At 52.1% G+C, this 25,618-nt stretch carries 26 protein-coding genes; 8 read left to right on the top strand and 18 right to left on the bottom strand.

Annotated features, from left to right (window positions below):
* The first annotated feature begins 18 nt into the window (after nucleotides 1-18).
* The gene (gene moaA, locus H5P27_RS14230) at nucleotides 19-1,032 is read left to right on the top strand and encodes a GTP 3',8-cyclase MoaA (RefSeq protein ID WP_185661063.1); all 1,014 of its coding nucleotides are present in this window, start codon (nucleotides 19-21) and stop codon (nucleotides 1,030-1,032) included.
* Between the two features lie 18 nt (nucleotides 1,033-1,050).
* Here the strand turns inward: moaA and H5P27_RS14225 are convergent, their stop codons facing one another.
* The 5 genes from H5P27_RS14225 to H5P27_RS14205 all read right to left on the bottom strand — a co-directional run bounded on the left by H5P27_RS14225 (nucleotide 1,051) and on the right by H5P27_RS14205 (nucleotide 5,622).
* Nucleotides 1,051-1,938, bottom strand: a complete 888-nt coding sequence (locus tag H5P27_RS14225; RefSeq protein ID WP_185661062.1) for a hypothetical protein — start codon at nucleotides 1,936-1,938, stop codon at nucleotides 1,051-1,053.
* 204 nt (nucleotides 1,939-2,142) lie between these two features.
* Complete coding sequence (gene dnaN, locus H5P27_RS14220) at nucleotides 2,143-3,285, bottom strand: DNA polymerase III subunit beta (protein ID WP_185661061.1); 1,143 nt, start codon at nucleotides 3,283-3,285, stop codon at nucleotides 2,143-2,145.
* Between the two features lie 264 nt (nucleotides 3,286-3,549).
* Nucleotides 3,550-4,419: a CDP-diacylglycerol--serine O-phosphatidyltransferase gene (gene pssA, locus H5P27_RS14215; protein ID WP_185661060.1), complete on the bottom strand. Its 870-nt coding sequence runs from the start codon at nucleotides 4,417-4,419 to the stop codon at nucleotides 3,550-3,552.
* A 13-nt stretch (nucleotides 4,420-4,432) separates the two neighbouring features.
* Nucleotides 4,433-4,783, bottom strand: coding sequence for a type II toxin-antitoxin system RelE family toxin (locus tag H5P27_RS14210; protein ID WP_185661059.1), 351 nt, complete (start codon nucleotides 4,781-4,783; stop codon nucleotides 4,433-4,435).
* A gap of 116 nt (nucleotides 4,784-4,899) precedes the next feature.
* Nucleotides 4,900-5,622, bottom strand: a complete 723-nt coding sequence (locus H5P27_RS14205) for a sugar isomerase domain-containing protein (RefSeq protein ID WP_185661058.1) — start codon at nucleotides 5,620-5,622, stop codon at nucleotides 4,900-4,902.
* A gap of 126 nt (nucleotides 5,623-5,748) precedes the next feature.
* Between H5P27_RS14205 and tal the strand changes: the two genes are divergently transcribed.
* On the top strand, nucleotides 5,749-6,720 hold the full coding sequence (gene tal, locus H5P27_RS14200) for a transaldolase (RefSeq protein ID WP_185661057.1): 972 nt from the start codon (nucleotides 5,749-5,751) through the stop codon (nucleotides 6,718-6,720).
* Between the two features lie 68 nt (nucleotides 6,721-6,788).
* On the opposite strand, the gene H5P27_RS14195 is transcribed toward tal, so the two are convergent.
* The 11 genes from H5P27_RS14195 to H5P27_RS14145 all read right to left on the bottom strand — a co-directional run bounded on the left by H5P27_RS14195 (nucleotide 6,789) and on the right by H5P27_RS14145 (nucleotide 18,266).
* Nucleotides 6,789-8,135 carry an AAA family ATPase gene (locus H5P27_RS14195; RefSeq protein ID WP_221774717.1) on the bottom strand — a complete coding sequence of 449 codons (1,347 nt, stop codon included), beginning with the start codon at nucleotides 8,133-8,135 and terminating at the stop codon, nucleotides 6,789-6,791.
* A complete protein-coding gene (gene speD, locus H5P27_RS14190; RefSeq protein WP_221774716.1) occupies nucleotides 8,136-8,501 on the bottom strand; it encodes an adenosylmethionine decarboxylase in 366 nt (121 codons plus the stop codon).
* A gap of 32 nt (nucleotides 8,502-8,533) precedes the next feature.
* Nucleotides 8,534-9,229, bottom strand: coding sequence for a PspA/IM30 family protein (locus H5P27_RS14185; RefSeq protein ID WP_185661056.1), 696 nt, complete (start codon nucleotides 9,227-9,229; stop codon nucleotides 8,534-8,536).
* A 19-nt stretch (nucleotides 9,230-9,248) separates the two neighbouring features.
* Nucleotides 9,249-9,665 (bottom strand): hypothetical protein, encoded by a 417-nt coding sequence (locus H5P27_RS14180; protein ID WP_185661055.1) that lies wholly within the window; start codon nucleotides 9,663-9,665, stop codon nucleotides 9,249-9,251.
* Nucleotides 9,666-9,701: 36 nt separating this feature from the next.
* Entirely contained in the window at nucleotides 9,702-10,799 is a 1,098-nt protein-coding gene (locus tag H5P27_RS14175; protein ID WP_185661054.1) for an ion channel, read from the bottom strand.
* 25 nt (nucleotides 10,800-10,824) lie between these two features.
* Nucleotides 10,825-11,634, bottom strand: a complete 810-nt coding sequence (locus H5P27_RS14170; RefSeq protein ID WP_185661053.1) for a hypothetical protein — start codon at nucleotides 11,632-11,634, stop codon at nucleotides 10,825-10,827.
* A gap of 6 nt (nucleotides 11,635-11,640) precedes the next feature.
* Entirely contained in the window at nucleotides 11,641-12,555 is a 915-nt protein-coding gene (locus H5P27_RS14165; protein ID WP_185661052.1) for a DUF350 domain-containing protein, read from the bottom strand.
* Nucleotides 12,556-12,582: 27 nt separating this feature from the next.
* The gene (locus tag H5P27_RS14160) at nucleotides 12,583-13,473 is read right to left on the bottom strand and encodes a hypothetical protein (protein WP_185661051.1); all 891 of its coding nucleotides are present in this window, start codon (nucleotides 13,471-13,473) and stop codon (nucleotides 12,583-12,585) included.
* 47 nt (nucleotides 13,474-13,520) lie between these two features.
* Nucleotides 13,521-15,233: a polyamine aminopropyltransferase gene (locus H5P27_RS14155; RefSeq protein ID WP_185661050.1), complete on the bottom strand. Its 1,713-nt coding sequence runs from the start codon at nucleotides 15,231-15,233 to the stop codon at nucleotides 13,521-13,523.
* Nucleotides 15,234-15,859: 626 nt separating this feature from the next.
* Nucleotides 15,860-16,579 carry a haloacid dehalogenase type II gene (locus tag H5P27_RS14150; protein ID WP_343075585.1) on the bottom strand — a complete coding sequence of 240 codons (720 nt, stop codon included), beginning with the start codon at nucleotides 16,577-16,579 and terminating at the stop codon, nucleotides 15,860-15,862.
* Nucleotides 16,580-17,051: 472 nt separating this feature from the next.
* Entirely contained in the window at nucleotides 17,052-18,266 is a 1,215-nt protein-coding gene (locus tag H5P27_RS14145; protein WP_185661048.1) for an FAD-dependent oxidoreductase, read from the bottom strand.
* A 63-nt stretch (nucleotides 18,267-18,329) separates the two neighbouring features.
* On the opposite strand from H5P27_RS14145, the gene H5P27_RS14140 reads away from it, so the two are divergent.
* Nucleotides 18,330-19,637: a RidA family protein gene (locus tag H5P27_RS14140; protein ID WP_185661047.1), complete on the top strand. Its 1,308-nt coding sequence runs from the start codon at nucleotides 18,330-18,332 to the stop codon at nucleotides 19,635-19,637.
* Here the strand turns inward: H5P27_RS14140 and H5P27_RS14135 are convergent.
* Nucleotides 19,627-21,054 (bottom strand): CCA tRNA nucleotidyltransferase, encoded by a 1,428-nt coding sequence (locus tag H5P27_RS14135; RefSeq protein WP_185661046.1) that lies wholly within the window; start codon nucleotides 21,052-21,054, stop codon nucleotides 19,627-19,629. The two genes, H5P27_RS14140 and H5P27_RS14135, sit on opposite strands and share 11 nt — an antisense overlap.
* A 16-nt stretch (nucleotides 21,055-21,070) precedes the next feature.
* The gene (locus tag H5P27_RS14130) at nucleotides 21,071-21,430 is read right to left on the bottom strand and encodes a DUF423 domain-containing protein (RefSeq protein WP_185661045.1); all 360 of its coding nucleotides are present in this window, start codon (nucleotides 21,428-21,430) and stop codon (nucleotides 21,071-21,073) included.
* A gap of 94 nt (nucleotides 21,431-21,524) precedes the next feature.
* Here H5P27_RS14130 and H5P27_RS14125 point away from each other — a divergent pair, with 94 nt between their 5' ends.
* The 5 genes from H5P27_RS14125 (at nucleotide 21,525) to argJ (ending at nucleotide 25,612) form a co-directional block, all read left to right on the top strand.
* Nucleotides 21,525-22,199, top strand: a complete 675-nt coding sequence (locus tag H5P27_RS14125) for a TorF family putative porin (protein WP_185661044.1) — start codon at nucleotides 21,525-21,527, stop codon at nucleotides 22,197-22,199.
* Between the two features lie 85 nt (nucleotides 22,200-22,284).
* Nucleotides 22,285-22,713, top strand: coding sequence for a 50S ribosomal protein L13 (rplM, locus tag H5P27_RS14120; protein ID WP_185661043.1), 429 nt, complete (start codon nucleotides 22,285-22,287; stop codon nucleotides 22,711-22,713).
* A 19-nt stretch (nucleotides 22,714-22,732) separates the two neighbouring features.
* Nucleotides 22,733-23,131 carry a 30S ribosomal protein S9 gene (gene rpsI, locus H5P27_RS14115; protein WP_185661042.1) on the top strand — a complete coding sequence of 133 codons (399 nt, stop codon included), beginning with the start codon at nucleotides 22,733-22,735 and terminating at the stop codon, nucleotides 23,129-23,131.
* Nucleotides 23,132-23,295: 164 nt separating this feature from the next.
* Nucleotides 23,296-24,321 (top strand): N-acetyl-gamma-glutamyl-phosphate reductase, encoded by a 1,026-nt coding sequence (gene argC, locus H5P27_RS14110; protein ID WP_185661041.1) that lies wholly within the window; start codon nucleotides 23,296-23,298, stop codon nucleotides 24,319-24,321.
* A gap of 70 nt (nucleotides 24,322-24,391) precedes the next feature.
* Nucleotides 24,392-25,612, top strand: a complete 1,221-nt coding sequence (gene argJ / locus H5P27_RS14105) for a bifunctional glutamate N-acetyltransferase/amino-acid acetyltransferase ArgJ (protein ID WP_185661040.1) — start codon at nucleotides 24,392-24,394, stop codon at nucleotides 25,610-25,612.
* Nucleotides 25,613-25,618: the final 6 nt, after the last annotated feature.

Raw genomic sequence — 25,618 nt, 5'->3', positions numbered from 1 at the left:
TTTGCTAACCGAAATGGGATGAGTCAAGTTAAGGACCAACTCAATAGGCCACTACGTGACCTTCGGATTTCGCTTATTGATCGCTGCAATTTGCGTTGTTCTTACTGCATGCCTAAGGAGGTTTTCGGTCCGGACTACGCTTTTCTGCCGAAAACTTCCCTTTTGAGTAACGAAGAAATCCTATTCGTTGCAAAAAGCTTCGTAGAACTCGGGGTTCAGAAACTTAGGCTAACGGGAGGAGAACCTTTGTTGCGGCCCAACTTAGATTCATTGATTTCCTATTTGTATCAAAATACTGGAGTCAAAGACATTTCCCTCACTACCAACGGACTCTTGCTTCCCCGATATGCTGATAAACTGAAAAGAGCCGGTTTACGTCGAATTAACGTCAGCTTAGATAGTTTGGACCCAGCACGGTTCGCTGTGATGAGCGGTGGAAAATCTGATCCTGAGGCCGTTTTGCGAGGCATCACCGCGGCAGAAAAAGCAGGCCTCCCAGTTAAAGTAAACATGGTTGCAAAACAGGGGGTTAACGAAATGGACATTTTGCCTATGGTCGATTTCTTCCGATCAAAAGGCATCACCTTGAGATTCATCGAATTTATGGATGTCGGCGAGACGAACCGATGGAGTTTGAAAGAAGTTGTGCCCGCGAAAAGGATACTCGATCTGATTTCCGAGAAGTACGAGTTCGAAGCCGTTGATCCAGACTACAAGGGCGAGGTTGCAACACGCTATAGGTTCAAAGACACCAGAAGCGAGTTCGGCATCATAACTTCGATTACAAACCCATTTTGTGGAGATTGTAATAGGGCTAGAATTTCGGCCGACGGAAAACTCTACACCTGCTTGTTTTCCAATCAGGGGACTGATTTACGCAAATCGATTCGCGAGGGAATTACTCAAGACGAATTCACCAATTATGTATCCAAGCTCTGGAGCAAAAGAGACGATCGCTATTCCGAAGATCGCAGCCAAAGTAAGAGTCCAGTGAAAAGAAAGAAGATCGAGATGTCCTACATCGGCGGTTAGTCCGAACAAACGTGTAAGCTAGGCTAGAGAAACGCCAAAATAATTTAGCATCCAAACCTCTTTCCAAACACGGTAACGTCCTTCCCAAGTGATACGACCGTAATCTTCCTGCAGGTGAGGTGGGAACAAAAATCCCTCTTTCACGTTTATCTGCTCCAGTACTTGCTGCTGACGATTGAGCTCGTCGATAGGGTCTAATTCGTAAGTCGAGAGGTTGAGCTTTTCCAGTCTCCTGCGATGTACCTTGTAAAGTTCCACCACACTGCGCGTCCAAGGCTTACGAATCACAGACCAGTTTTCCGGATAGAAGCCACCATAGGGCATGTAGAGATTGTCCGTGATGATTCGTTCGTTGTCCTCAGTCTCCGAGGTGAAAGAAAAGCAAAAACCAATATCTCCATTCGCTTGCGGGACGAATAGGATCTGAAACCTAATCTTGTTGTCGTCGCTTTGAAAAACGCTGGATCGAATGAAAAGTCCTTGGCCAATATCCGCTAGCACCGCACGAGATCGGCTAAAACTCTTCGCTTTCAGCCAATCCTTTATTTCGATGAGCTTCTTCTGAGCCGGCCATTCTTCGCCTGTGTTGTTTTCAGAAAAGCGAGGAAACAGAGCCATGTTGCTCTTGCTCAGAGCATTAATCGCAAGCCAAGTGTAAACAGTTTCGACCAGCAACCATCCCAGAAAAAAGATCGCTCCGATTACCCAGAAGGGTCGGTTTAGCCAACCCGCATCGTAGATGAGGTACGCTAGACCAAAGGAAACCCCAAACCAGCGAGCCCAGCGATTTAGGACTGATACCTTGAGTGAAGAAACGCGGCTGTTTAAGAGAGCTAGCCCTACGGAAGACGCTACGCATACGTAGACGAAAATCTCTTCAAATAGGGTTAGTGATTGATCGGGCATAATAACGACAAAGAGGCAGGTACTAGAGGCTGACAAAGGTGGGGCTCAATAAAAAAAGCGTAAAGAGCTTAGTCTCTTACCAATTATCAGGAAGGGCAAATAATCGTCTTGAGCTTTGATTGCTGAAGCCAAAGCACCGTTGTTCGCCAAAAGAAAAAGCTCACCCCGAAGGATGAGCTTAGAAGAATGTTGATTGAAGCTATATTAGGTCAAACGAACCGGCATGATCACGCACAAGAAGCTTTCGAGCGTTTTGAATACACCGGGGCTGACTTCGTCCTTCAGTTCGAAATAGAGCTCATCCTTGGTCAAAGCCTTCAGAGGATCCATCAAGAACTGTGGGTTAAAGGCCACTTGAAGATCTGGCCCGCTGTAGTCGATAGCCAAGGATTCGTGAGATTCTCCAAAATCCGGGCTAGAAGCGGAGAGCTCCATCAGGTTATTGGAGATCTGAATCTTCACCTGGTTGGACTTGTCGGTGGTTACCAGAGCAGCACGGTGAATGGATTGCAGGAACAACTCCCGCTCCACCTTAATGCGTTGGTGAGTCTCCTTGGGGATAACTTGTTGATAGTTTGGATAGTTTCCTTCCACCACTTTGGAAACGAGGTGGATATCTCCCACAAAACCATCGGAATCATCCTTGGTGTGGATCTGGAAAGCAACTCGACGGTCGTTGAAAGCGATCTTGAGGCTCTCCCCTTTGTCGAGGAGTCGAACGAGCTCCGAAACTGTCTTTGCCGGTAAAATCAGGCTACCTGACAGGCCTTCTCCGACTTCCATCTCATGGTCCGTTTTGGCAAGGCGGCGTCCATCAGTTGCTACGAGGCTGAGGCGACCTGAAGTACCTTCTTCGGGTTCGAGGAAATTGAAGAACACGCCATTGAGCATGTAGCGGGTTTCGTCGCTGGACTGGGCGTAGGAAACGCTCTTAATCATGCCAGCAAGTGTCGATTGCTCGATCGTGAAAGAGCGGTCGTCGCTGAACTCCGGGAGGGCAGGGAACTCGTCGCGGCTGATGCCCATGATCTTGAAATTGGATCCACCGGAAGCGATTTTGACCTGGTTGTTTGGCGAAGCGTCAACCTTCACATCGCTGTTGGGCAACTCTTTGACGATGGTCGCCAGTCGCTTGACCGGGAGGGTTACCGCCCCTTCCTCCTCCACGGTAGCTTTGATGCGAGCACAGATTCCAAGATCGAGGTTGGTGGTGGTGAGCGAGATCGTATCGCCTTCGGCTTCGATGAGCACGTTGCTCAAGATCGGCATGGTCGCCTTGGAGCCAACGACGTTGAGGACTTGCTGGAGGCCGTTGCTGAAATGATCTCGGTGGATTTTGAACTTCATTGGGGAGGATTTAGCTAGTTTTTGGAGTTTCTGACAATTCCAATGGATAGTTAGTTAATTAATTAAAAAAAGTATCCCTATTCTTATTGGCTGTGAATATCGGGAATAAGGGACTTAAGAACGTGAAAACCAATGACTAAGGCCTGTTTGAAAATGTTCAAGCTCAGTGGGGTTCATTGTTTCCAAAAAAGAACATGTTAAAAAAAACCTAGTTTTAACAATTTGTTGGGGAGTTTTGCCCAAGTTGTCACCAGTTGTTTCCGACTACTTTGCTGCCGCTTTCGAGGACCGTTTGGCTGAGATCCGTTTGAGTCGAATCAAGTGTCGGATCAGTCCATAGAATAGGTAGCTCAGAAAAATGAGGACCAGAGCGTACTCTCGAGAGAAGTAGACTAAGCCACCAACGACTAAGACGGCGACGAAGGTTGTGAAGCGGATTTGGGTCTGCCAATCGATCTTTTTGAAGGAAGGGTAGCGCACGTTGCTGATCATGAGATAGGAGATCAGCAGCATCAAAATCGGTAGAGCAGGAGCGTATGCTCTGAGTGCATCGTGTTTTGTAAGAACCAGCACGATTGTCGCGATCATGCCTGCAGCTGCAGGAACAGGCAGTCCAAGGAAATCACCGTTGGCGTTATCGAGTGTCTTAGATCGGACGGCAGGATGCGTGATAACGTTGAATCTCGCTAGTCTGACTCCGGCACAGAGTAGATAGATGAAAGCAAAGAAGAAACCGGCCTTCGTGAAAAACTCCTCATTCTGGCCTGGATTCAAGATGAGAAAGAGCACCATCAAGGCTGGTGCCAATCCGAAGGTCACGATGTCGGCTATCGAATCGAATTCCTTACCAAACAGTGATTCTCGTCCACCTAGCCTGGCGACGCGCCCATCGAGGGAATCGCAAAGCATCCCGCCCAAAATGAACAAAACGGCTTCACGAAACAGTGCCATGGGGTCACTCAACTGGTCGCCCGCCATCATCCCATAGCGTGCTTGGATGCAATTTTTGATGGCAAGGAAGCCGAAAAACAGATTACCCGCCGTAAAAAGGTTGGGCAACAAGTAGATCTTGCTGGCTTGGGAGGCGTCTAACTTGACGATTTCCTTGGGTTCGAGATCGGGCTCTTCGTCCAAAAGGTGTTGTGGATTAGTGTTTTAGGGAGTCGAGATACTTCCAGAAAGAGGAATGTTGCTCGACTAGCTGTTCTTCCGAGATGGGCAGTTTGCTTCGGTAGATGAAGTCAGTCAGGGAGTTCTTATGAAGAATGCAGAGCGTCTCCAGAGAACCGCCTTCTCGTCTGAAGTAGATACGATGCTCCCCGGACCGAAGACGAAAAATCGATTTTCCTCCCCGTTTAAACGAGCTGAGTGGCTCTTGGGGATGGTTGAGTTGGTATTCGGTTAAGTTGCTCAGGGGATCGATAACCGCGAGCTGCTTCATCGTAGGAAGCTTCTCTAGCTCGTGAAGGGCCTGTTCGCTAAAAGTGACCTGGAACATGTTGATAAGTAGCGTAGTTTTGCGTCGAATTCTTTAAAACACCGGCTGAAACGCAATGCTCAAACAAAGGACCTAAACCTGCTTTCACGCAAATGGTACTTTGCCTTCGAATGCCTTCACAGCGGCTTGCTTAAGCGACCTTTGTAACTCCGAGCGAGATCACGATTCGCTTCCATGGCTCCATCCGTATTTTGACTACGCAGTAGCGGAGCTTCGATACCGAGTTTGTGCAGCTCGTCCAAGATCTCCATTTGCAAGAGATTGATAAGCATGGCACCCGCCATCGTTGAAGTGGGACCTGCGAACTTCCCTGAATCGTGCAGTTCTACGATGGCGTCACCGAAGCTGCCGCAGTTGTCGAAAACGTAGTCCGCTATTTCGTGCAGCATCTTGCCGCCGGAGTGGGTCGTTTTTACCTTTTTGGCCATTCCTACCGATGTTAGGGCAATTACTTTCAGCCCTTTCTGCTTCGCGTATTCTGCGATTTCGATGGGAGAACAATTTTTGCCTGAATTCGAAATGACGATGATGAACTCGCCTTCTTGCAGTCCGTGGTTTCGATCATAGCGAGCGGCTAGCTGAGTGCCGTAACCTTCCAGGTTTTCGATGAAGCCGCCGGTCATGTCCAGGATGGCGCTGACGCAAACGAGACCGCCAGCACGTCCAACCATCTCCCGCCCGATAATCTCCGAGTGACCGCTACCAAAAGTATGGATCACCCCTCCATCAGCGACTGATGTGGCCATCAGTGGAGCCAGTTTTTCGATCACGGCTTGATTTTGTAGGTATACCCGTTCGAGCAAAACTTGGGTGGTCTTAAAATAGTTCTCCTTAAGCATGAATTTATTTCGTTTGGGTCAGCTTTGTTGCTGAACGGTAAAGAAACAAGGGGATTTGCATTCGACCAAGACTGCGTTTCGTGGTTCTATTATCTCAAAATCCTAACCAAAGAACTCAAAAATCTTATGCCAGAAGTATCCACCTTAACCCAACTCGAACAACTCAAGAAGTTCACCGTTGTCGTAGCAGACACCGGCGACTTCCAAACCATGAAGGAGTTCGAACCACGCGATGCGACAACGAACCCGACTTTGATTCTCAAAGCCGCAAGCAAGCCCGAATACGCCGCTTTGGTCGACAAGGCAGTCGCTGCAAAGAAGGATTCCGGATTGACTGGAGGAGCTTTGGTGGAAGCGATAATCGACGAGTTGCTTGTCCTTTTTGGTATCGAAATTTTGGATATTGTTCCGGGTCGCGTTTCCACTGAAGTTGACGCCCGTCTCTCCTTCGACACAGCAGGCACTATAGCCAAGGCGAAAGACATCATCTCCCTCTACGAAGCCAAGGGTGTCTCGCGTGACAGAATTTTGATCAAGATCGCCTCCACTTGGGAAGGCATCAACGCTGCCGCAGAACTAGAGAAAGAAGGTATCCACTGTAACCTTACGCTTCTCTTCTCCATGGCTCAAGCTGTGCATTGCGCGGAATCCGGTATCACATTGATTTCCCCATTCGTGGGTCGCATCATGGACTGGTACAAAGCCAAGGAAGGTAAGTCCTTCGAAGCCGCGGAAGACCCGGGCGTTCTTTCAGTTCAGTCGATTTACGACTACTATAAGAAATTTGGATACAAGACTGAAGTTATGGGAGCGAGCTTCCGCAACAAGGGAGAGATCCTAGAACTCGCAGGTTGTGATCTTCTCACTATCTCGCCAAACCTTCTCGAAGAACTCGCCAATTCTTCCGAGCCGGTCGAAGAAAAGCTCAGCGTCGAGAGTTCCAAGTCCAAGGAAATCGAGAAGATCGATATGAACGAAAACACTTTCCGTTGGATGTTCAACGAGGATGCCATGGCGGTTGAGAAGACGGCCGAAGGCATTCGCAACTTTGCCAAGGACATCGTCACCCTTGAGGAAATGATCCAAGGAAAGCTCTAGTTGATCTTCTAGAGAAATTCATTTTGAAGCGTGATCGAGTCGTTCGATCACGCTTTTTTTGTACCCGGTTAAGAGTTTTGAAGTAGGATGTCGTTAGCCGTGATGGTGACTAAATCCTCTTTTGCCAAGGTACGTGTGTGCTGGCTTAGGCGAAGCGCTTGGTTGCGGATGACTTGTTCGAAGAGGTTGCGAACGTAGCGGCCATTTCCAAAATCGACTTTCGGCTTCTGAAGTTCGTATTCGAAAACTTGATTCAACTTTTCTTCCGCATCCTCCGCCAATTCGTATTCGTTGTTTTGGCAGAATATCTTGAAAATTCGAAGCAGGTCCGGGCTTGCGTAATCCTCGAAATGGATGGTTTTGCTGAAGCGGGATCGCAGGCCGGGGTTGGCTTGAATGAAGGATTCCATATCGGCTGGATACCCAGCTACGATCACGATGAGCCGATCACGATCGTCTTCCATGCGTTTGACTAAAGTGTCTATCGCTTCGCCACCGAAATCGTTTTCGCCACCGCTCAACAGGCTGTAGGCCTCATCGATGAAGAGGATACCGTCCAAGGCTTTGTCGATGATTTCAGAAGTCTTTTTGGCAGTGTGTCCGATATATTGCCCTACTAGTCCCATACGATCGGTTTCTACCAAGTGGCCGCTTTTTAAGACGCCGAGCTTTTGGTAGATTTTAGCTAGGATACGGGCGACTGTGGTCTTCCCTGTTCCCGGGTTTCCCGAGAAGACGAGATGGAGTGAAAGGGGCGCGGTTTTTAGCTTATGTTCTTCCCGCTGCTTTTGGATCTCGAGGAAATGGGCCAACTTTTGGATTTCTTGTTTCACTCCCTCCAAACCGACGAGCTTATCGAGCTTGGCGAGTTGGTCTTCCAAAGTGCTCGTGTCCTCCTCGGCCGGAGTTTGTTGTTCCGTTTTGCTAGGAATATCGAAAAGTCTAGTACCTGAGCGTTCGAAAAGGGACCTGGCTTTTTCTTCGGCGAGGGCGGCCGGCTCGGTATTTTGCCCAAAAAGTGTATTGCAGAGGTTTGTGAGAAAAACGCTTTCGTCGTTGCTCAAATCTCCATCGGCCAGTGCTAGGGCGAAACTCGCTTCCGCGATTGCAGCTGCCAATTGCGGCCGTTCTTTGGCCGTTCTCAGCTGGGCTAAGTCGTAGGTAGGAAGATTATCAATACGCGACTTTATCAAGCCGTCGTACATGTCAGACCAACCCAAGGCGCTGATCGCTCCCTGTATGAAAGCTCGCTCTGCAGCGACCTGATCGCCGTCGATTAGGGCTGTCAGAAAGAGGGCGAAGCGAAGTTCGAAGTCTATTTCGAAGTCTGAGAAGGCGTATCGCTTGATCAGCGTTTTCTTGAGGTCCGGAAAGTCCTTGAGGCAAATCCGGGCAGCGGATCGAGGGTCTTGCATCTAGGGGAGATTGGGCCCGCGACTCAATACTCGCACGCTTGAACGCGCCGGTGCGAAACGAGCTTCGATTTCCGATTGAATTCGGTGAGCAACGTCGGGATCGCCACAAGTGAAAATATCGATGGCCGCGTAGTTGTATTCAGGCCAAGTGTGCACGGCTATGTGGCTCTCCGCTATAACCACTACGCCGGATAGTCCATGAGGGCTAAACTGGTGAAAAACCGGTTTTACCACGGTGGCACCCGCTTGGTTGGCTGACTCGACTAGAGCCTCCTGCAGGGCCGATTTTTCGACGAGGAGTTTCTCGGGACAGTCGTTCAGCTCTACCAAGATATGAGTGCCCAACTCCCTAGGAGGAGCGGGCACGCAATGAGAAGAATCTGAAGCGGGCTCTTGCACTAGGCAGTGCCAAGTTTGGCCTTAAGGGCGGCTAGCTTGTCGTTAACTTCGACCGAAGCGCCACCGCTAGCTCCCATGCTTTCGAATTCCTTTTCGAGGGCGTCGCCTCCACCGCCGGAGACTTCCGACAATTCCTTAGCCGCGTCTGCCTCGTAGGATTGGCGTTCCGCTTTGGCCTTCATGCGGGCCATTAAGTCGTCCGCCTTGTTGTTGTTGGAGATACGAGCCTTGGCTTCGTAAATGTCCTTTTTGACTTGGGCGGCTTTGCTCTGGGCGATGATGAAGTCCTTGTTACGCTTAAATTCCGCAAGCTCGTCGCCCATCTTGATGATCTCCTTTTTCAGCTCGTCTACGGCGGCACGTTGGCTCTGCCATTGAGTTTCCAGGGTCGTCATCTTCTGCTCGTGCTCGGTGGCGCGTTGCAGGGCTTTGACGGCGAGCTCCTCCTTACCGGCCTTCAGAGCCATTTCCGCCTTTTGCTCCCAAGAGAGCTTTTCCGCCTTTTCCTTTTCCAGCATGGCCTTGGTTTGACGCTCGGTAGCGATGCAGCCTTGCACGGACTTTTTGGCCTCCATGATCTGCTTGTCCTTATCGCGGATGGCTTGCTCCAGCATGATTTCGGGCTTTTCCATCTTGTCGATGGCCTTGTTGGCAGCTGCTTGTCCGACTTTGAAGATGCGTGAGAATATACTCATGATTCGAAAGGGTCTGAGGTTAGGCGTTTTCCACGCTCGAGGAGAGGAGTTCTTCAGCTCGATCGACCGCGAGTTCCAGAGCGTCGAATACGCTTAGGATCTCGTGGTCGTTGAGGCTGCCAGTTTCGCGGCTTTCCACTAGGACGAGGCGAGGATCCTCGGGGTTGGTATTGTTGATTCCAAAACTGACGGGCAGGATCTCGGTGTTCAGATCGAGCAACTTGAAGTGAAGGGAGGCATCGCCGAAGTCGTGCAAGTGGCCGAGGTCGACTTCGAAGTAGATGGCCTCTTCACCGACGTTGAGAAATACGGGTAACTCTTCGCCTCGGACGACGCGGTAGATGCTGTTTCCGAGCTCTTCCACTTCGAAGCCGTGGAGGGTGAGGAAGCGGGTGAACTCCTCCTCTTTTTCGATCTTGATAACGATGTTTTTCATAAAGGCTTTTGCTTGAGGTTTTGGGTTTTTAAACGATCAGGCGGGTTGCTTGAGTTGGAACTCCTTTTCGATTTTCAGGAAATCTTCTACGTGATCTGCCAAGACGATAAGGCTGTCTCCTTCTTCAATACGGGTGTCTTTGCTCGGGTTGAGCAGATGGCGTTCGCCCTTGATGATGCCAATCACTTGCATGTTGGCGGGATGCTGGAGGGCGGCGACTTGGATATCGAGCAGGAGCTGACCGTGCAGAGTGGTGCGGTGCACGTAGAACTGGCTTCCTTGGCGGGAGGTGATTAATTGCTCGAAGGTCCTGCGAATACCCGGGTGGATGAACTCCTGTACGATCATCCGCTCGTTGATGCCGTCGGCGAGGATGATGCCATCGGTTTGAGCTCGCTCCATCATGCGCAGATTACTGGAGCTGACCAACTCCACCACCGTCTTGATGGGGACCCCGCTCTCTTGCTCGATCAATTCGATTATCGATCCGATGGCGTAGGTGAGGGCGTCGGAGGCAGGGTCGCCGGGGGAGGCTGGCAAAATGAATACGCCGTCCGACTCAGTGACGTTGGCCCGGTTTAGCGTTTCCTCCGAGGTGGGAAGCCCCTTGACGAAGAGGATTCCGCGTTTGGTCAATTGTGCCGGCAGCTCCTTGAGGTCATTGGAAACGATGACGATCTTTTTGGAGGCGTAGTTCGGGTTGGCCTGAAGTTCGTCGATGATCTGCGATACTTTTTCCAAACTTGGAAAGTTGCAGATTAGGATGTGGTTGGTGTGCTTAATCGTCATGGCGCCCTTACGCTTCAGTGATACACGCTGAAGCACGGTTTCGGTTACAGTTGCTAGCAAATATCCCAACAAGCCGATGCCCAACATGAAGCAGGGGTAGGCGATGAGGAATCGTCCGATGAAAGTCTGGGGGAAGAAATCGCCATAGCCGACGGTGGTCATTGTCACCATGGCCCACCAGATGGAGTCGATGACCGTTAGCCCCGTTTGATGGTTTCGCTCCGCGAGGTAGAAGCCCAAGCCAAATACCAGATTTAGCGAGCCAGCGATGAGTGCGACCTTGCCCAGCCGGGCACTGGTTTCGCTGTGGCGGGAAATGAACTTTCTGAGGAGTTGAAACAGCATTCGCGAAGAGAAAAGAGGAGAACAGCTAGAGATCCCAGTCGTCTTTCCAGCGATCGGGAGGTGTGGGTGAATTGTCGAAGTCGTTGCTCTTTCGCTTCAAAACTTCGACGGCTTCCACGGTGGAAGCGCTGGGGCCATCGGATACCGCGTGGGCGATTTGCTCGGAGTAAGGGCGTCCGTGCTGATGGAGTTGCTCTATCAGATTCAGGCCCTGGGCGATCACGTCCTGGATAACCGCTTCCCCTGGGACTTCTCCCTCGTCGTCATCGTAGCCAAGTTGCTCTACTTGCAAAGCGGAGTTGCAGATCTGCAGGATCTCGTCCCAAACGCTGCCCAGCAACAGATCGAACTCCCATCCCGTCTCCGTTCGGCCGAAGCGTCCCTCGTTGAGGAAGCTCATGAAAACGATCTCCACCGGGTCGATCCCCTTGTAGTTGGCCACCGCGACTCGGAGGTCTTCCCAACGCTCTTGGGCAAGGTAGTTTCGCCAAGCATCCTCGCCATCGAAGCTGTAGTAGTCCGCGAAGGCGAAAGATCCTTCGCCCAGATCCACGGCGCAAAAGACGTCGAAAAAGGTAAGAAAGTCAGAGTAGCGACCCATGAATTTCTCCAGAGCTTTGCGGCCCTTCTCGGTCGGAGCGTAGCGTTCCTGGTCCTTGATTTCGATCAGGTCCCGTACCAGCAGCCATTCGAGGATGGACTCGAGGTCCTCCTCGCCATCTTCCAGCATCAGTTGGAAGACCTTGGGAGCATTGATCATGTACTCTAGAAGGTAGATGCCGGCGAACTGCTGTTTCTGCGATTCGCTAACGCTGTAATTAGCTGCTTCGGACATGAGCCTCTAGTTGAACAAGGTGCTGAGGATGAAGGCGAGGACCAGAGCGGAACTTCCTTCGATCAAGGCGGCGCCCCAATTACGATCCTTCGAAATTTCGTCGTCCAAAAGCGAGCCCGGCAGGATGAAACGATCGATCGCGAAGCGGCAGACCGATAGGAGGAAAATGCAGATGGCGAACCAGAGGGCGAAGCCTAGGATCGAGTCGTTGCTGATGATGTAGCTCGAGAGGAGGATGCCAACCGCGGCCAAAGTCATGCCGAAGCCCACACCGGCAGCAGCGTTGTCCCGCTCGATTTCGTCATGCAGGTCGTAGGCGCTAAGCTTCTGGTAAACCATGGAGAAGAGAATGAAGGCGATCTGGGAGACCACGAAGTAGGCCAGCGTAGAGAGGATGTCGCGAACGAGACTGCCCGATGTTTCACCGTAGGTGGCGGCTTGGATGATGAAAGCCGAACCGACGTAAGCTCCCGCTTGCACAGCCCCGGTTCCGATATTTTGGTCCTCCACCAGTTCCTTCACGTTGCTGAAGCGACGCAATAGCAGCTTGTCGTTGCAGATACGGGCAACTTGCAGCAGCAGGATGCCAAACAGGGACCAGAGCAGGGTGCCGCCGATATCCAACAGGAATAGTTGCTTACCGCTTTGCACTTCGGCTGGATCTATGGCGATGTCCTGCCGAAGCACGCTCCAAAGGATGATCCCGATGGCGAACATGTAACCCGAGAAGGAAACGGCGATAGCCTTGTTATCCTTTTGGGTGAGCTCGTGGTTGAGTTGGTAGGGCGTGCAGAGATCGTTGACCAGTTTACCCACCCAGAGAACGAGGATGGAGATGGCTAGAAATACGATGGCTTGAGGATCGATGAGGGAAAGGGCGTCTTCGGTCCCGAAAAATTCGCTGAAAGTGCTGTTTTCCATGATGCTTATTTCCAAAAGGGTTAACCGCTATTTGCCTCCGCCCCGATAGCTCGAGGTAGTCGTTCTGCGAATGGTGGGCGAACTGGTGGATTTGCTGGAAGAGGAGGAAGTGGTCGATGTGCGGCCAAAGCCTCCGCTGGCCACCTTTTTGGAGGGGTTGCGGGCTTGGAAGCTCTTCTGGGAGGTGGTCGGGTTTTTGAGGGGCGCCTTGATGGTGGTGGCGTTCTTTCCGGAATTGGGCGAAGTCGCTGGCGTGCTGAGCTGGGACTTGTTGGCTGAAGTCCAGCTGGAGGTGTTGGTTGAAGTGCGGCGACGGTAGTTGTCGTAGCTCGTTGGCTGGTAGCGACCGTAGTAGTCTGGGTAGCTGTTGTAGCCCCAAGGCGAGCTGTAGTAGGGGCGGTTGCTATTGAACAACCAGTTCAAGAGGAGGAAGTCGGTGAAGCCGAAGCTGTTATGGTAATAGTGGTTGTTTCCGTAGATGTGCTGGTTGCCGCGCGTCTCTACGTAGGCCCGGCCGTCAGAAGATTTCTCGATCTCGATGGTCGCGATCTCTTGGGTTTCGCTTTCCGCGAGGTCCACGGTCAGGGAGAAGCCCTTCACGTTGCCCGATCCGTATTCGGTGACCTTGATGTAGTCCACGGCTCCGTCTTCGTCCAAATCCAGATTGTTCACGCCTTCCGAAGCCGAGTTGAGGAGTCGTTCGAGTTCCTCGCCGTCGCTCGCTTTTTTGAGCAACTCGGCCGCGGCTCGCAGGTCAAGCCCGCTGGCTGCGTCGACGGCAGAGAATTGCTGTACCGATATTTTGTAGGTGTCGCCGTAGCCGTTTCTTTCATAGCTGCTGGACGAGCAGCTGCGAAACGCGGATAACACGACTAGGAATGCAAAAGCGCCTAGGCCGATTTTTAGCAGTGAATTCATGGGATTCGATCGGGTTTGGGTTGGGCCAAATGAAAGAGAGTGGGCGTTTACAAAATGCCACCTGAGTGCTGCCAAGCTTCCAGGTAGTAGTTGAAGATACGCGGATTGGTCAGAGTGCTGATCGCCGTTTCAGAGGTTTCGAGTTGGGTCTTTCCAAAGGAAAGGGAGGCACGGATTGTTTCGGGTGTAAGGTAGCGAGTCTCTGCAGTCAAGTCGGGTATATGTGACAGCTTCGAGCGTAGATTTTCCTCCTCATAGATGGTATCAGGCCCGCCAATCCACCAGCCCCATTCACCGAAGGAGGGGACGTTGTCGTGGTAGGGAATCGCTTTGAGCCCGGCAGATGTAATGGTTCTTCCGATACACAGAAATGCCTCTTTGGCGTGATAGGGGGATGTCGATTGCTGCACGAAGATACCGTCGGCGCTGAGCTTCTCGCGAAGAAAGCCGTAGAAGTGCTGGCTATAGAGTTTGGCCAGCTCCACGGAATTGGGATCCGGAAAATCGATGATAATCACGTCGTATCGTCCCGGCGCTTGAGCTACGAATTCGGCCGCGTCGAGATTGAGCACTTGGATGTCTTGCAAGGTTTGCTCCGCTCCTTGGCCTAGGGAGCCGCGACCGCTGATGGTGATGTTTTGGCGTTGCGTGCTTGGTTGGAGAGCAGCGTTTTGCAGCGAGACGACTCGAGCGTCTCGCAGGCTGCCTTGGTTCAGCTTCAGAAAGTGCTCATTTTCGCGGGCCAGCTCGGTCATGGCAGGATCCAGATCCACGAGGGTAACCGATTCCACGTCTTCGTACTTCAATACCTCCCGCAGCGCGAGCCCGTCGCCGCCTCCGAGGATCAGCACGCGAGATCGCCTCGGCGCGATGCTCATGGCCGGATGAACCAAGTGCTCGTGGTAGATATGTTCGTCGTATCCGTTGAACTGGAGATGTCCGTTGATGAAACAGGAGAGCACTCCTGAGCGGCTTTCGGTGAGGACGATGTGCTGGTATTTACTCGTCTCGGATAGAATGATCCGGTCCTTGTAGAGACGTTGTTCCGCGGTTTCGGTCCAACCTTTTTCGAACTTCAACCCGAACAAGCAGGCGATCGCGACCATGCCCGCTCCGGATAGGATCAAGCCGCTCTTGGCCGCACTTTTCCGAAAGGTTGCCACAAAGAGCGAAGCGGAGGCGAGGGTGGTCAGAGCCAGAATCAGGCTGGTCTGCACCATTGAGAAATAGCGAAAGAGCAGGAAGACCCAGACCAGGGCGCCAATCAAAGCCCCGATGTAATCCATTTTTAGGATACGAGCCAGATTGCTCTTAACGTCGTCCGAAAATTGCTCGTTGATGCGGGTCAGCAAGGGAATCTCGAATCCAACTAGTACGCCGATGGCGCTAATTAGAAGGTATTGGGTCAAAATGAAGTGGGCGGGAAAGGCGCTGAAAACGTGCAGCATCGCCAAAGGGCCGAAGCCTCCTAGAATCGCAAGGGCGATTTGACTGATGCCCAGCACCTCCACCACGCGGCGATCCGAAATGTAGCGTTGGATTTCCGCTCCGAGTCCCATGCAGAAAAGCATGATGGCGATCACCATGGCCCATTGCTGCACTGAGTTGCCCAAGATATCGGAGGCCAGCTTGCTCAAAGTGTATTCGTACGCCATGCCGCATCCGCCCATGACGAACATGACCAATCCGATAACGACTGTGGGCCAGGCTTTGGCCGAGGTTTCTGAAACAGGGGACGGTTTTGAGGGATCGGTATTCATCGATGATTGGACCTATGTCTTTTCACGAGAGCTACGGAGTTTTGTCCAGTCATTGTACGGATAGCTACTCTGAAAGGATCCCTTGGTTACAATCGAGTTTGTGGAACGAGAGGGCCGTACAAACGCCGAGCAACCCCAGTTCCAAGAAAACCCTGTTCCTTGCACCAACGAGCAAAGAGGAATCGTGCTCGGCGGATACTACCGTCTGGGTGCAAAGAGTCGGTTTTGGAAAGGATTGAAATATATCGCTTAAATGGAAATCAGCTGGGGTGATGACGACAAACTTCTTCTTGAGAACCAGTTCGACACTCAGAAGATCAACAATGCGAGTCTCGCTCCATCGCTCCAATTCGACTCGCGAAATTCATCTTCACACCGACGGAAGTTTTTTTCTCCGTAGAATCTTCTCTCTTCAATGGAGCTTTTGCCGGCGATCGAAACTATGAAATCGTAGAACCAATTGGTATACTTTTCATGACTCTGGCTGAGGACGTGACGCTTGGTGTCTACGCGAAAACCCACTTCGCTCTTGGTGACATTCGGCGATTCTACAAAAGGTACAGCGTCCTTGGATTCGCTGGCGTCGGGAGCTCGTGGAATCGTCCGTAGACATCAGACGCGAAGTCTTAGTCTTCTAGAATTTCGGCAAGCTCGTGGAGGTCGGATACGATATAGTCTGGCTCGATCGCCAGTGGATAAAGGGTTTTGCCGGGCCGGGTTATGAACGCGGCCTGCATGCCCGCGGCCTTAGCTCCGGCAATATCCCAACCGTGTGCGGCGACGAGCATGGCTTCTTCGGCTTCGACGCCCATTTTTTCGAGGGCCCAACGATAGGTTTCCAGATCCGGTTTGTAGGTTTTAATGTCTTCCACACTCAAACGCTGATCAAAGAACTCGGTCAGTCCGGCGTTTTCAAACTGGGTTTTCACGCCGAGGTTCGACGAATTCGTCAAGCTCACTAGGATTGTGCCCTTTGCTTTTATGCGTTCGAGTCCGCTCTTTACGTCCGGGTGAGGGGGAAGACTGCGCAGCGGGGTAACGATAGCGATGCGGGCTTCGTCTTCGGTGAGTTCTATCCCTTTGCTTTCCGCGATCATCATCAGTGCCGCGACACCGATTTCCCCGAAGGTGTGGAAGCGTTCCGTAGTGGCGTCTACCAAAGAGTGGTGGAGCATCATGGAGAACCAGAGCGCTAGCAGATCGTCTCGTCCGTCCAAGGCTACTGCCACGGATGAACGCAGGTCCTCAAGGTCCAGCAAGGTTTCGTTCACGTCGAAAAAGATGACCTTTGGCATGGGCGCTTTTGCGGAAGTTTGGGAATAGGCATTCGTTGAAACGGAAAGCATAAGAGCGGCACAGGCGCAGAGGGTCAGAATCAGTTTTGTCATAGATTATTTCCTATCTTGGTGGTCGTATGAGTTCAGGGTAACGGGATCTATTCCGGACTGATTGCGCCGACGTTGGAGCGGTGTTGGATGTTGGGTCTTAGGTTCTGGGAGACGTCGTTCGGACCTTGAACGAACAGATTGCGCCTGCTTGGAGGAGAATGTGTGCTATCGCTCTGATAGCGGTGCGTAGTCTGTGTTTTGCGAATACGCGCCCTGCTATGAGGATTAGTGTCGAGAAGGCAGATCGCCTGTTTTCTATTTCCACATTTCTTGTTCGTTGTTGATGGGGTGAAGCTTATTCCTCGAACCTCTATAGAAGCATCAGTTCGCAGCAGCTGTGAATTCTCGTATGAAAAGCCTCGATACGGACGCAAAAAGATCGGCTCCTCGAAAGAAGCCGATCTTTGAAATTATGAGAGGGACTGCGGACTTAGGCCAGACTCTTGGCGATCTTTGAAGCGGTCATCGATTTGGCGATGGCTGATACCGCATCGTAACTTTGCTGAGGATTCACATTCAAGTCGGTTGAGTCTATGATGCCGTTGCTTATGGTTCCCAGCACTACACCGTCTCTTCTTGGGATGACGTACGCCTCTTCGTTGGCGAAACCATAGTGCAACTCCGGTTGAGGCACGAGAACGGTTAATTGTCCGCGGACGGGCCGCATTTGCTTGTCGTTGAACAAGGTTTTTGAACCCAGTCCAGTGGCGTTTATAATGACAGGAGCCGGCAACTCGCTGAATTGCGATGGGCTGGTGAATTCGCGATGGTACAAACGCCCGCCGAGGCTGGTGAACTCGTTGAGCAGGGTCTGATGGTAGGCGGAGATGTTGAAGATCATACGTGATCCCTTTTTTGCGTAAGGTTCGCTGAACGGGTTCTCGCTCTTCTTCAACTCCACGAACTGAGGCGTCAGGTCCTTAACGTAGTCGTTGAAATGACCATACTCTGGCTGTGTGTCGTTGGGATCCTTCTCCCGCTCCGCATCCCAAGGCTTGTTCGAAACGGCGTAGGAATCGGTCCATTCGATGGGCGATCCCGGCAAGCCCAGGAAAGTCTGGTACATCTTGAAAGAAGTTCGGCAGGTCTTGTTCCACCACGCTCCGAATTCCTCGGTCGCATACTCCTTTAGGCAAATGCGCGAGTCTGGTGACCACACTCCAGTGGCGACGCTGGAGGTGATGTTGGGGTGGCGGTCTTTGCTGTAGATGGAGACCTTTTTTCCAGCACGCTGCAGAATAATCGCGGAAGTGAGGCCCACCGCGCCGCAGCCGATGACCGCGAATTCCTCTTCCCCGGTCGAAAGTGCTTCCTGCGTAACTTGCGTGCTCGTACCCCAAGAAAGCGACCAGCCGGAGCCGCCGTGGCCGTAGTTGTGGAAAACGCTCTTCTCTCCAATTTTTTCATGAGTCAAATTCGGACCGGACTCCCGGAAAGGACGCAGGCCTACCGTTTCCTTCACGATTCGATCCTGCGACGCTCGGACCAAAGGCATTTCTCCAAAAGCATGATAATTGGTGTGCTCGCGGGCGACGCTTAGAGTTTTGGATTTGTCTGCGCCCAGAGCGAAGTTTCCGCTCACGCCGAGGCCAAGGCCCAAGCCAGCTAGGCGCAGGAATTCCCTGCGTTGAAAGTTACTAGACATCGGGTCGCGATGTCAGCAAAGCCTGCGCCACTGGTGGCACCTTAATTGCTGTCAGGCCGGCCTATGCGTAGCCTAATCCTAACCGCCTTTTTCGTATGTTTGGCCACTCTTGTCTGGTCGAAACCTGTCTTTGAAATAACTCCACTCGAAGGAGCCCCTTACAGTGCCGCCGCCACCGTGGACCCTTTGGCTTCAATTGTATTCACAAAATCTTACACAAGTGATAGCGAAGACATGCTCGATGCGGCCACGAGTGTATTCGAGGAACTCGAAAGCGATCTCGAATCTGCGGGAATCTCTCTGGATTCCGTGGTAAATGTACGCGGATACTTGCTGTCCGAAAAGGGACAAGGCATGGGCTCAACAATGAGCAAATGGTCAGAAGCGTTCAGCGCCGCATTCGAAGGTGAGCAAGAAGCGCCCACGCGCACCTCGATCGGGGTGAGTGCCTTGCCCGGCGGAGCAACCTTGGCGATGGATGCTGTGGTGGCCTCGGCTCCGGAAACTTTTGGAGAGCTTTCCACCACATGGGCGAACGAGCGGATTTCCATGCCTGAAGATGCAAGCGTCTCTTTGCGAGCGGTTAAGCCTTATTCGAGTATGCTGATCACTTCCGGAGTTTTGGCTGATGCCCTTCCGGGCGAAGGGGCTGGCTTTGGTTCCATGGAACAGCAAAGCGCCTCGGCCCTTTCGAAGCTTGACGATGTATTGAAGAGTTGGGGACTGAGTCGAGCGGACTTGGCTTTTGTCCGGGTGATGCTGAGTCCGGTTACGGATGAGGAGGGATCTCGTTCGACCGACTTCGAAGGTTTCGATGCAGCGTGGGAATCCTTTTGGTCGGAGACCGCAAATGGCATTCCGCCAGTAAGTGTATTTTCCGCACCTGGCTTTGGCTCCACCGGCCGTATTGTAGAGATCGAGTTTTATGCTGTGTTTCCAGACGCCACGGGACCCTTTGGTCCGGCGCTAGCGGAAGGTGAGGCGAAAGGGCCTGCTTGGCGCGAAGGGTCGGAGTCTTCCTTCCTCAGTCGCTCTGTGGCGGTGGCTCGCGATGCGAAGCTAACTTGGTTTTCGGGTGTGATCGATCGAAACGAAAAGAACATTTATAATCAAGCCATGCAGTCCTTGCTCACTATGGAGAAGCGTTTGGCTGCGGAAGGCTTGGATTATCCGGATGTCATCCAACTTCGGGCGTATTTGAATATTCAGGACAGTTTCGGGGCGGAATTTGGGGCATGGAACAATGCGTATCGCAGATTCTTTGACCACGCGAAGTTGAATCCGGAGAAGCCGGTTCGTACCGCCTTTCCCATTGAGGAGCTTCCAGCGGGAGCTCTGATCGAGATTGAGGCTCTGGGAATTAGCAATTAAGCTTATTCCAGTTTTTCTCCAGCCAAGCTTCCGCTTCTTCCACGTTTCGGAAACTGCCTCCTAGCTGGGCATCGTAAGCTTGGTCCAGGATTCGCTTGAATCCTGGCCCTGGCTTCAGCCCGCGAGACACCAAGTGGCGCCCTAGGAGCAAAGGGGCTGGCGCGGATTCAACCAGATCCAGTTCTCGAATACGTTCTTCGAATTTCGCTATCCGAGCGGTTTGTGCTTCCGATACGAGCGGAGGGCGACCCAAGTGGTCGGACTTCATCACATAAACCAGTTGTCGGGTCGTCGCCGGAGCGAGCCGCTTCGATAACCGTCGAATGGAGGCGTCGCTGTGGCCCTCATCGGGCGCGGTATTCAGAAAGTGGTGGTTTCCGACCAAAGTCATGACCTTCTCTCTTATTTCGAGAGGCGAGCGCATGGATTCGAAAAATTGCTCTGCCAGCCAGACGCTTTGGTTGTCGTGACCCGGACTGATCCAGTGCTTTTCTCCCCGCTTCAGAGCCCAGCGTGTGCAGCGAGCTTTTCCTAAATCGTGGCAGAGGACGCCGAAGGCGAGGGGAGCTCTTTGGGATTCGGTCAACTCCAGCCAATCCGTCTCGCGGATCAAAGCATCCAAACAATGCAGGGTGTGAGTCCAAGCGTCGCCCTCAGGGTGCCAAAGGGGATCTTGGGGCAGACCTCGCAATGCGTTCAACTCCGGAAAATAGCAAATCCAGCCCGACTTCTCGAGAGCCCGCATGCCGTGGGCGAGAGACTTGGATTTGCTGGCCCATTTCTGCCACTCCAGCCAGATTCGCTCTTTGGCGAGGGTCCAATACTCGTGCCCGATTCTGCGACAGAGCTCCGCCGTCTCGTCGTGGAGCTCCAGCTTGAAGCGACCCGCGAACTGCATTGCCCGCAGAACTCTCAGCGGGTCCTCCTCGAAGGCAGGGCTGACATGGCGTAGGATTCCATTGGATAAATCCTCCAGTCCGCCCGCGTAGTCTATGACTTCGCCTTTTGAGTGATCGTAAAGGAGAGCGTTGATGGTGAAGTCTCGCCGCTGAATCGCTTCGAATTCGCTGAGGTGGGCATTGGCTTCGATGGTGAAACCTCGGTGGCCGCTGCCGGTTTTGGATTCGCGGCGAGGGATGGCGAAGTCATATTCCTCCCCGTGGGTCCACAGCTTAACTACGGCAAAAGCCTTTCCGACCAAGTCGGTTTTTCCCAGTGGGGCTAGAGCCTTGGCGATGTTTTCCAGCTCCAGCCCGTAAACCTCGACATCGAAATCCTTGGGGGCGATGCCCAACAATGCATCACGCACCGACCCTCCGACCACGCGGCAAACGCCTCCCTGGGTTTCCAAAGAGTGTAGAGCCTGTCTCAGCGGGCGGGGCAGCTCTATATGGAATGCTCTGCGGACGGGAGACATCGATCGGCGGGATGAGCTAGGCCTTGGCTGACTTGGCTTCGAACATTAGCGTGATCCAGCCGGCGATGAAGGCTACTCCACCGAGTGGAGTTATAGGGCCGAGTACGGACCATTTTGTCAGTGAGAGGGCGTAGAGCGATCCCGAGAACAAAATAATGCCGACGGTCCAGAGCCGGAAGGCCCAGGTGCCAGTTACTTTGCTGGAATTCGCCAGAACGAAAAGCGCAACGGCGTGGATCAAGTGGTAAAAAACCGCGGTTTCCCAAGTTGATACGGAATCGTTGGCCAACAACTGTGGCTTTAGCCCGTGGGCTCCGAAAGCGCCGATACCGACTCCTGCTGCTGCCAAAAGGCAGCTGATCTTAAGTTTGTTCATTTGTTGGCTAAGCTTGGTTTGCGAGTAGAAATCGCTAAGTTTGGTTAGCAAAATCCGAGGTTCCTACTATTTATCTACCGTGTTCCGACTCCTCATGAAGCTCAAACGACTTTCTCCGACAACCGTTTCTTTCCTTTCTATTGTTTTATCAGCCCCTTATTGCGACGCGGATGTCTATGCGGAAGCCGTGGTAAGCAGCCTCTATGTTGATAGGGGGCTGCAAGCGGCAGATCTGACGGTATTTCCTTCCATTGAGTTCAGCGAAGGTGATTTCTACGCCGGAGCCTGGGCGGTTCGGCCGTTGGAGAACAGAGGATCTCCAGATTTTTTTGACGACGAACTCGACCTGTACGCCGGTTACGGCTGGGCCTTGAGTCGGAAAATAGCTCTCGATGTGGGGCTGACACGTCATTTCGTTTCGGGAGACGATGATTCGAGCGAAGCGCACGCCGGAATTTTTGCAGAGCTCGGTACAGTCTCTCCATCGCTTTACCTTTTCCATGATTTCGATCTCTCAGAGTCGGCAGCGGAATTGTCTGCAACCGTCGCGGTGCCCTTGGAGGGCTTTCCCTTTGAAGCGACCGGAACGCTTGGCTATTTCGATGGTGATGAGGACTATAGCTATTTTGGCTTGGATCTGATCTACCCGATTGAGTTGAGTGACGCGTCGCGGCTTTCCTTCGGACTTCACTACGCGTCCAACGACTTTGGTGCCCTCGTGCCTGACAGCAGCCTGTTTGGTAGTGCCTCGATCAGCTTCGGATTCTAATGCGAGGCATTCGAAAATTATTCTACTAAACCATTGACAAGACTCCGGCGCAGGCTAGGTGTTTTGCTCTTTTTCTCGAAATCCGATGAAAACATTTCTAGCCAAACAGGAAACAGTAGAGCGCAAGTGGTACGTGATCGACGCCAAGGATCAGGTACTTGGACGCCTATCTGTGAAGATCGCAAACATTCTACGTGGCCGCAACAAGCCTGCCTACACTCCACACGTGGACACCGGTGACTTCGTTGTCGTTATCAATGCCGACAAGATCGCCCTCACTGGTAAGAAGGAAGAGCAGAAGCAGTACATGTTCTACAGCGGTTACGTAGGTGGCGAAAAGCGCCTCAGCGTATCGCAGATGCAAGAGCGTCAACCAGACTTCGTGGTAAAGCACGCAGTTAAGGGCATGCTCCCTAAGAACCGCCTCGCTCGCAAGATGCTCACCAAGCTTAAGGTATACGCTGGCGAGTCGCACCCGCACGAAGCACAAAACCCAGAGGCAATCTCCCTCTAATCTCTAGCTCATTTAAGTCATGTCCGTTGAATCAAACGTATTTCTAGGCACTGGCCGTCGTAAAACTGCAGTCGCTCGCGTTCGCCTTCAAGAAGGCACCGGCAAGATCGTGGTAAACGGCAAGGAAACCGAAGACTTTTTCTCGCACGATAACTTCAAGCGTATCGCCCTTTCCCCGCTCGTTACTTCCGAGCTTAAGGACAAGGTCGACATCGTCGCGAAGGTACAAGGTGGCGGTGACAGCGGACAAGCTGGCGCGATCTCCCTCGGTATCGCTCGTGCACTTCTCAAGCTCGACGGTGAACTTCGTTCTCCGCTCAAGCAAGCCGGTCTGCTTACCCGCGATCCTCGCATGAAGGAACGTAAGAAAGCCGGTCAGCCAGGGGCACGTAAGAAGTTCCAGTTCTCCAAGCGTTAATTCGCTTATCAGCAGAATTTTTCGAAAGCCCTCACTGGTATGTACCATGAGGGCTTTTTCTATTCTTAACTCAGGCACTATTGCCTTTTTGATCCTAAACTCATTTACCCGTAGGAAGCGACCGCTACCGCTAGACGGCTAACTCTGTCCAAATTTCTCTTAAAATGAACGCTGCCATCGTGGGCGCCTCCGGATACGGGGGAGAAACTCTAGTCAAACTCCTCTCCGCTCACCCAAAAGTGACCTTGAAGGCCGTCACCTCACGGAGCAAAGCGGGCGAACCTGTCAGCTCCGTGATTCCTGCCATGAGAGGTGTGTTGGACGACATGCTTTTCGAAAACTCCGATCCAGCGGAGTTGGCTGCTCGGGAGGATATCGATGTTGCCTTTTTGGCTCTGCCTCATGGAGCGGCAGCAGAATACGCTCGGCACTTAGTGGATGCTGGCAAAAAGGTTATCGATCTGAGCGCGGATTTCCGGATTTCCGATCCCGCTATTTACGAGGAGTTTTATGGAGCGTCACATCCGGATGTAGATCTACTCGCCAAGGCAGAATATGTCATGCCAGAGCTTTCCGATGACGCTTGGGAACAGAAGGAGCTCTTCGCCTGTCCGGGATGCTATCCGACCAGTATTTTAGTTCCGCTTTTGCCATTGGTAAAAGCCGGCTTGGTTAGCAAAGAGCACATCGTCGTCAATTCCTATAGCGGAACCAGTGGAGCTGGAAAGCAGAGCAAAGAAGCGTTTTCTTACTGTGAGGTGAACGAAAGCTCCAAGGCCTACGGTTTGCCGAAGCACCGCCACCTTTCGGAGATCGAGGAGCAGCTAAGCAAGGCAGCCGAGGACAAGGTGATTATTCAATTCAATCCTCATCTCGCTCCCATGAACCGTGGTATCGCGACCACGATCACCGTTCCCTCGGCAGGGGCGACTCTCGAGGAACTGTATGCGGAATGGGAAAAGTGCTACAGCGATAAGCCGTTTGTTTGTATCCTGCCCAGCAGTACAAGACCAGATACCAAGTACGTCGTAGGCACTAACAGAGTCGACATGTCGGCGGTGAAGGACGACAGAACCGGCAATTTCGTAATTACTTCGGCCGAGGACAATCTGGTTAAGGGAGCCAGTGGACAAGCAATTCAGATTCTGAATCTGTGGCAGGGGTGGGATGAAACCACTGGCTTGATTTAGGGTTCCCGTGTTCCAAAGCCAAGTCACTTTCGTGATTTGGTGGTTTAAACTAATTTATGCAAAACAGGCTATGACCAGCGAAATCAAATTCACCCCTAACACAGCAGGAGTCACTGACCCTAAAGGTTTTTTTGCAAACGGAGTATCGGCGGATATTCGTCGGAAAGGTAATGACCGGTTGGATACAGGAATTGTGTTTTCTAAAACTCCCTGTGCTGCGGTAGGCGTCTTTACGAAAAATAGAGTTAAGGCAGCTCCTGTTTTGCAGTGCGAAGGCGTGCTCAATTCAGGCGGGTCCGTATATGGGATCGTTGCCAATAGCGGGAACGCCAACGCTTGCACAGGGGCTCAGGGAAAAGTCGATGCCAAGACCATGGGGGATCAAGCAGCTTCCGCTTGCGGTGTGGAAGCGGGGACTTTTCTCGTTTGTTCAACTGGCCGTATTGGCGATCTTCTGCCAATGGATCGGATTTCCCCGGCTATTGCAAAGTCGGGAGCCGGTATTGTAAACGGCGATGTCGATGGTGAGTCTTTTTCGAACTGTATCCTTACCTCAGATACAAAAAAGAAGACCTGTACCGCCACTTTCGAAGTGGACGGAAAGCTTGTTTCGATCGCTGGATCTGCCAAAGGGGCAGGGATGATCCAGCCCAACATGGCGACTATGTTGGCGTTCATCACCACTGATATCGCGGCAGATAGAACTGTGTTGAAACAGCTTCTCTCAGAAACAGTGAAGCACACATTCAATGCTATCACTGTGGATGGAGATATGAGCACCAACGATACGGTACTGGTCCTAGCCAATGGCGAGTCTGGGGTGACGCTGGACGACGCTTGCCTTGAAACGTTTAAGGAAGCCCTCTTTCTGATTTGTGACAACTTGGCCGACAAGATCGTCGCAGATGGAGAGCGTATCACGAAAGTAGTGGAGCTTCTTATCACAGGAGCTGACAACGAGGAAGGTGCTGAGAACATAGCAAGAGCGATTGGTAACTCTTTGTTAGTCAAAACTTCATGGTTCGGTAATGATCCCAATTGGGGACGTCTGATGGATGCTCTCGGGTATGCGGATTCGGAGTTCGATCCGGACAAAATAGATATTTCCTATGGAGAAATACCCGCCCTCGTATCCGGTACGCCGATACCAGAGAACAAGCCAAAGTGGAAGCAAGTGGTCAGCGAACGGAGGTTCACTATTCACATAAACATGCACGCAGGCGAATCCAGTTATCGACTAAGGGCGAGTGATTTGACCGAAGGCTACGTCGATTTCAACAAGAGCGAATAGGGCTCA

It is taken from the genome of Pelagicoccus albus (genome assembly GCF_014230145.1).
Taxonomy (GTDB): domain Bacteria; phylum Verrucomicrobiota; class Verrucomicrobiia; order Opitutales; family Opitutaceae; genus Pelagicoccus; species Pelagicoccus albus.
The sequence above is the reverse complement of the archived record's forward strand: the minus strand, read 5'-3'. Positions and strand labels throughout refer to the sequence as shown.

Excerpts from the sequence above, each read along its gene's own strand:
- moaA (WP_185661063.1), top strand. The coding sequence starts at position 19 with ATGAGTCAAGTTAAGGACCAACTCAATAGGCCACTACGTGACCTTCGG.
- H5P27_RS14225 (WP_185661062.1), bottom strand. The coding sequence starts at position 1,938 with ATGCCCGATCAATCACTAACCCTATTTGAAGAGATTTTCGTCTACGTA.
- dnaN (WP_185661061.1), bottom strand. The coding sequence starts at position 3,285 with ATGAAGTTCAAAATCCACCGAGATCATTTCAGCAACGGCCTCCAGCAA.
- H5P27_RS14210 (WP_185661059.1), bottom strand. The coding sequence starts at position 4,783 with ATGTTCCAGGTCACTTTTAGCGAACAGGCCCTTCACGAGCTAGAGAAG.
- H5P27_RS14205 (WP_185661058.1), bottom strand. The coding sequence starts at position 5,622 with ATGCTTAAGGAGAACTATTTTAAGACCACCCAAGTTTTGCTCGAACGG.
- tal (WP_185661057.1), top strand. The coding sequence starts at position 5,749 with ATGCCAGAAGTATCCACCTTAACCCAACTCGAACAACTCAAGAAGTTC.
- H5P27_RS14195 (WP_221774717.1), bottom strand. The coding sequence starts at position 8,135 with ATGCAAGACCCTCGATCCGCTGCCCGGATTTGCCTCAAGGACTTTCCG.
- H5P27_RS14185 (WP_185661056.1), bottom strand. The coding sequence starts at position 9,229 with ATGAGTATATTCTCACGCATCTTCAAAGTCGGACAAGCAGCTGCCAAC.
- H5P27_RS14180 (WP_185661055.1), bottom strand. The coding sequence starts at position 9,665 with ATGAAAAACATCGTTATCAAGATCGAAAAAGAGGAGGAGTTCACCCGC.
- H5P27_RS14175 (WP_185661054.1), bottom strand. The coding sequence starts at position 10,799 with ATGCTGTTTCAACTCCTCAGAAAGTTCATTTCCCGCCACAGCGAAACC.
- H5P27_RS14170 (WP_185661053.1), bottom strand. The coding sequence starts at position 11,634 with ATGTCCGAAGCAGCTAATTACAGCGTTAGCGAATCGCAGAAACAGCAG.
- H5P27_RS14165 (WP_185661052.1), bottom strand. The coding sequence starts at position 12,555 with ATGGAAAACAGCACTTTCAGCGAATTTTTCGGGACCGAAGACGCCCTT.
- H5P27_RS14160 (WP_185661051.1), bottom strand. The coding sequence starts at position 13,473 with ATGAATTCACTGCTAAAAATCGGCCTAGGCGCTTTTGCATTCCTAGTC.
- H5P27_RS14155 (WP_185661050.1), bottom strand. The coding sequence starts at position 15,233 with ATGAATACCGATCCCTCAAAACCGTCCCCTGTTTCAGAAACCTCGGCC.
- H5P27_RS14150 (WP_343075585.1), bottom strand. The coding sequence starts at position 16,579 with ATGCTTTCCGTTTCAACGAATGCCTATTCCCAAACTTCCGCAAAAGCG.
- H5P27_RS14145 (WP_185661048.1), bottom strand. The coding sequence starts at position 18,266 with ATGTCTAGTAACTTTCAACGCAGGGAATTCCTGCGCCTAGCTGGCTTG.
- H5P27_RS14140 (WP_185661047.1), top strand. The coding sequence starts at position 18,330 with ATGCGTAGCCTAATCCTAACCGCCTTTTTCGTATGTTTGGCCACTCTT.
- H5P27_RS14135 (WP_185661046.1), bottom strand. The coding sequence starts at position 21,054 with ATGTCTCCCGTCCGCAGAGCATTCCATATAGAGCTGCCCCGCCCGCTG.
- H5P27_RS14130 (WP_185661045.1), bottom strand. The coding sequence starts at position 21,430 with ATGAACAAACTTAAGATCAGCTGCCTTTTGGCAGCAGCAGGAGTCGGT.
- H5P27_RS14125 (WP_185661044.1), top strand. The coding sequence starts at position 21,525 with ATGAAGCTCAAACGACTTTCTCCGACAACCGTTTCTTTCCTTTCTATT.
- rplM (WP_185661043.1), top strand. The coding sequence starts at position 22,285 with ATGAAAACATTTCTAGCCAAACAGGAAACAGTAGAGCGCAAGTGGTAC.
- rpsI (WP_185661042.1), top strand. The coding sequence starts at position 22,733 with ATGTCCGTTGAATCAAACGTATTTCTAGGCACTGGCCGTCGTAAAACT.
- argC (WP_185661041.1), top strand. The coding sequence starts at position 23,296 with ATGAACGCTGCCATCGTGGGCGCCTCCGGATACGGGGGAGAAACTCTA.
- argJ (WP_185661040.1), top strand. The coding sequence starts at position 24,392 with ATGACCAGCGAAATCAAATTCACCCCTAACACAGCAGGAGTCACTGAC.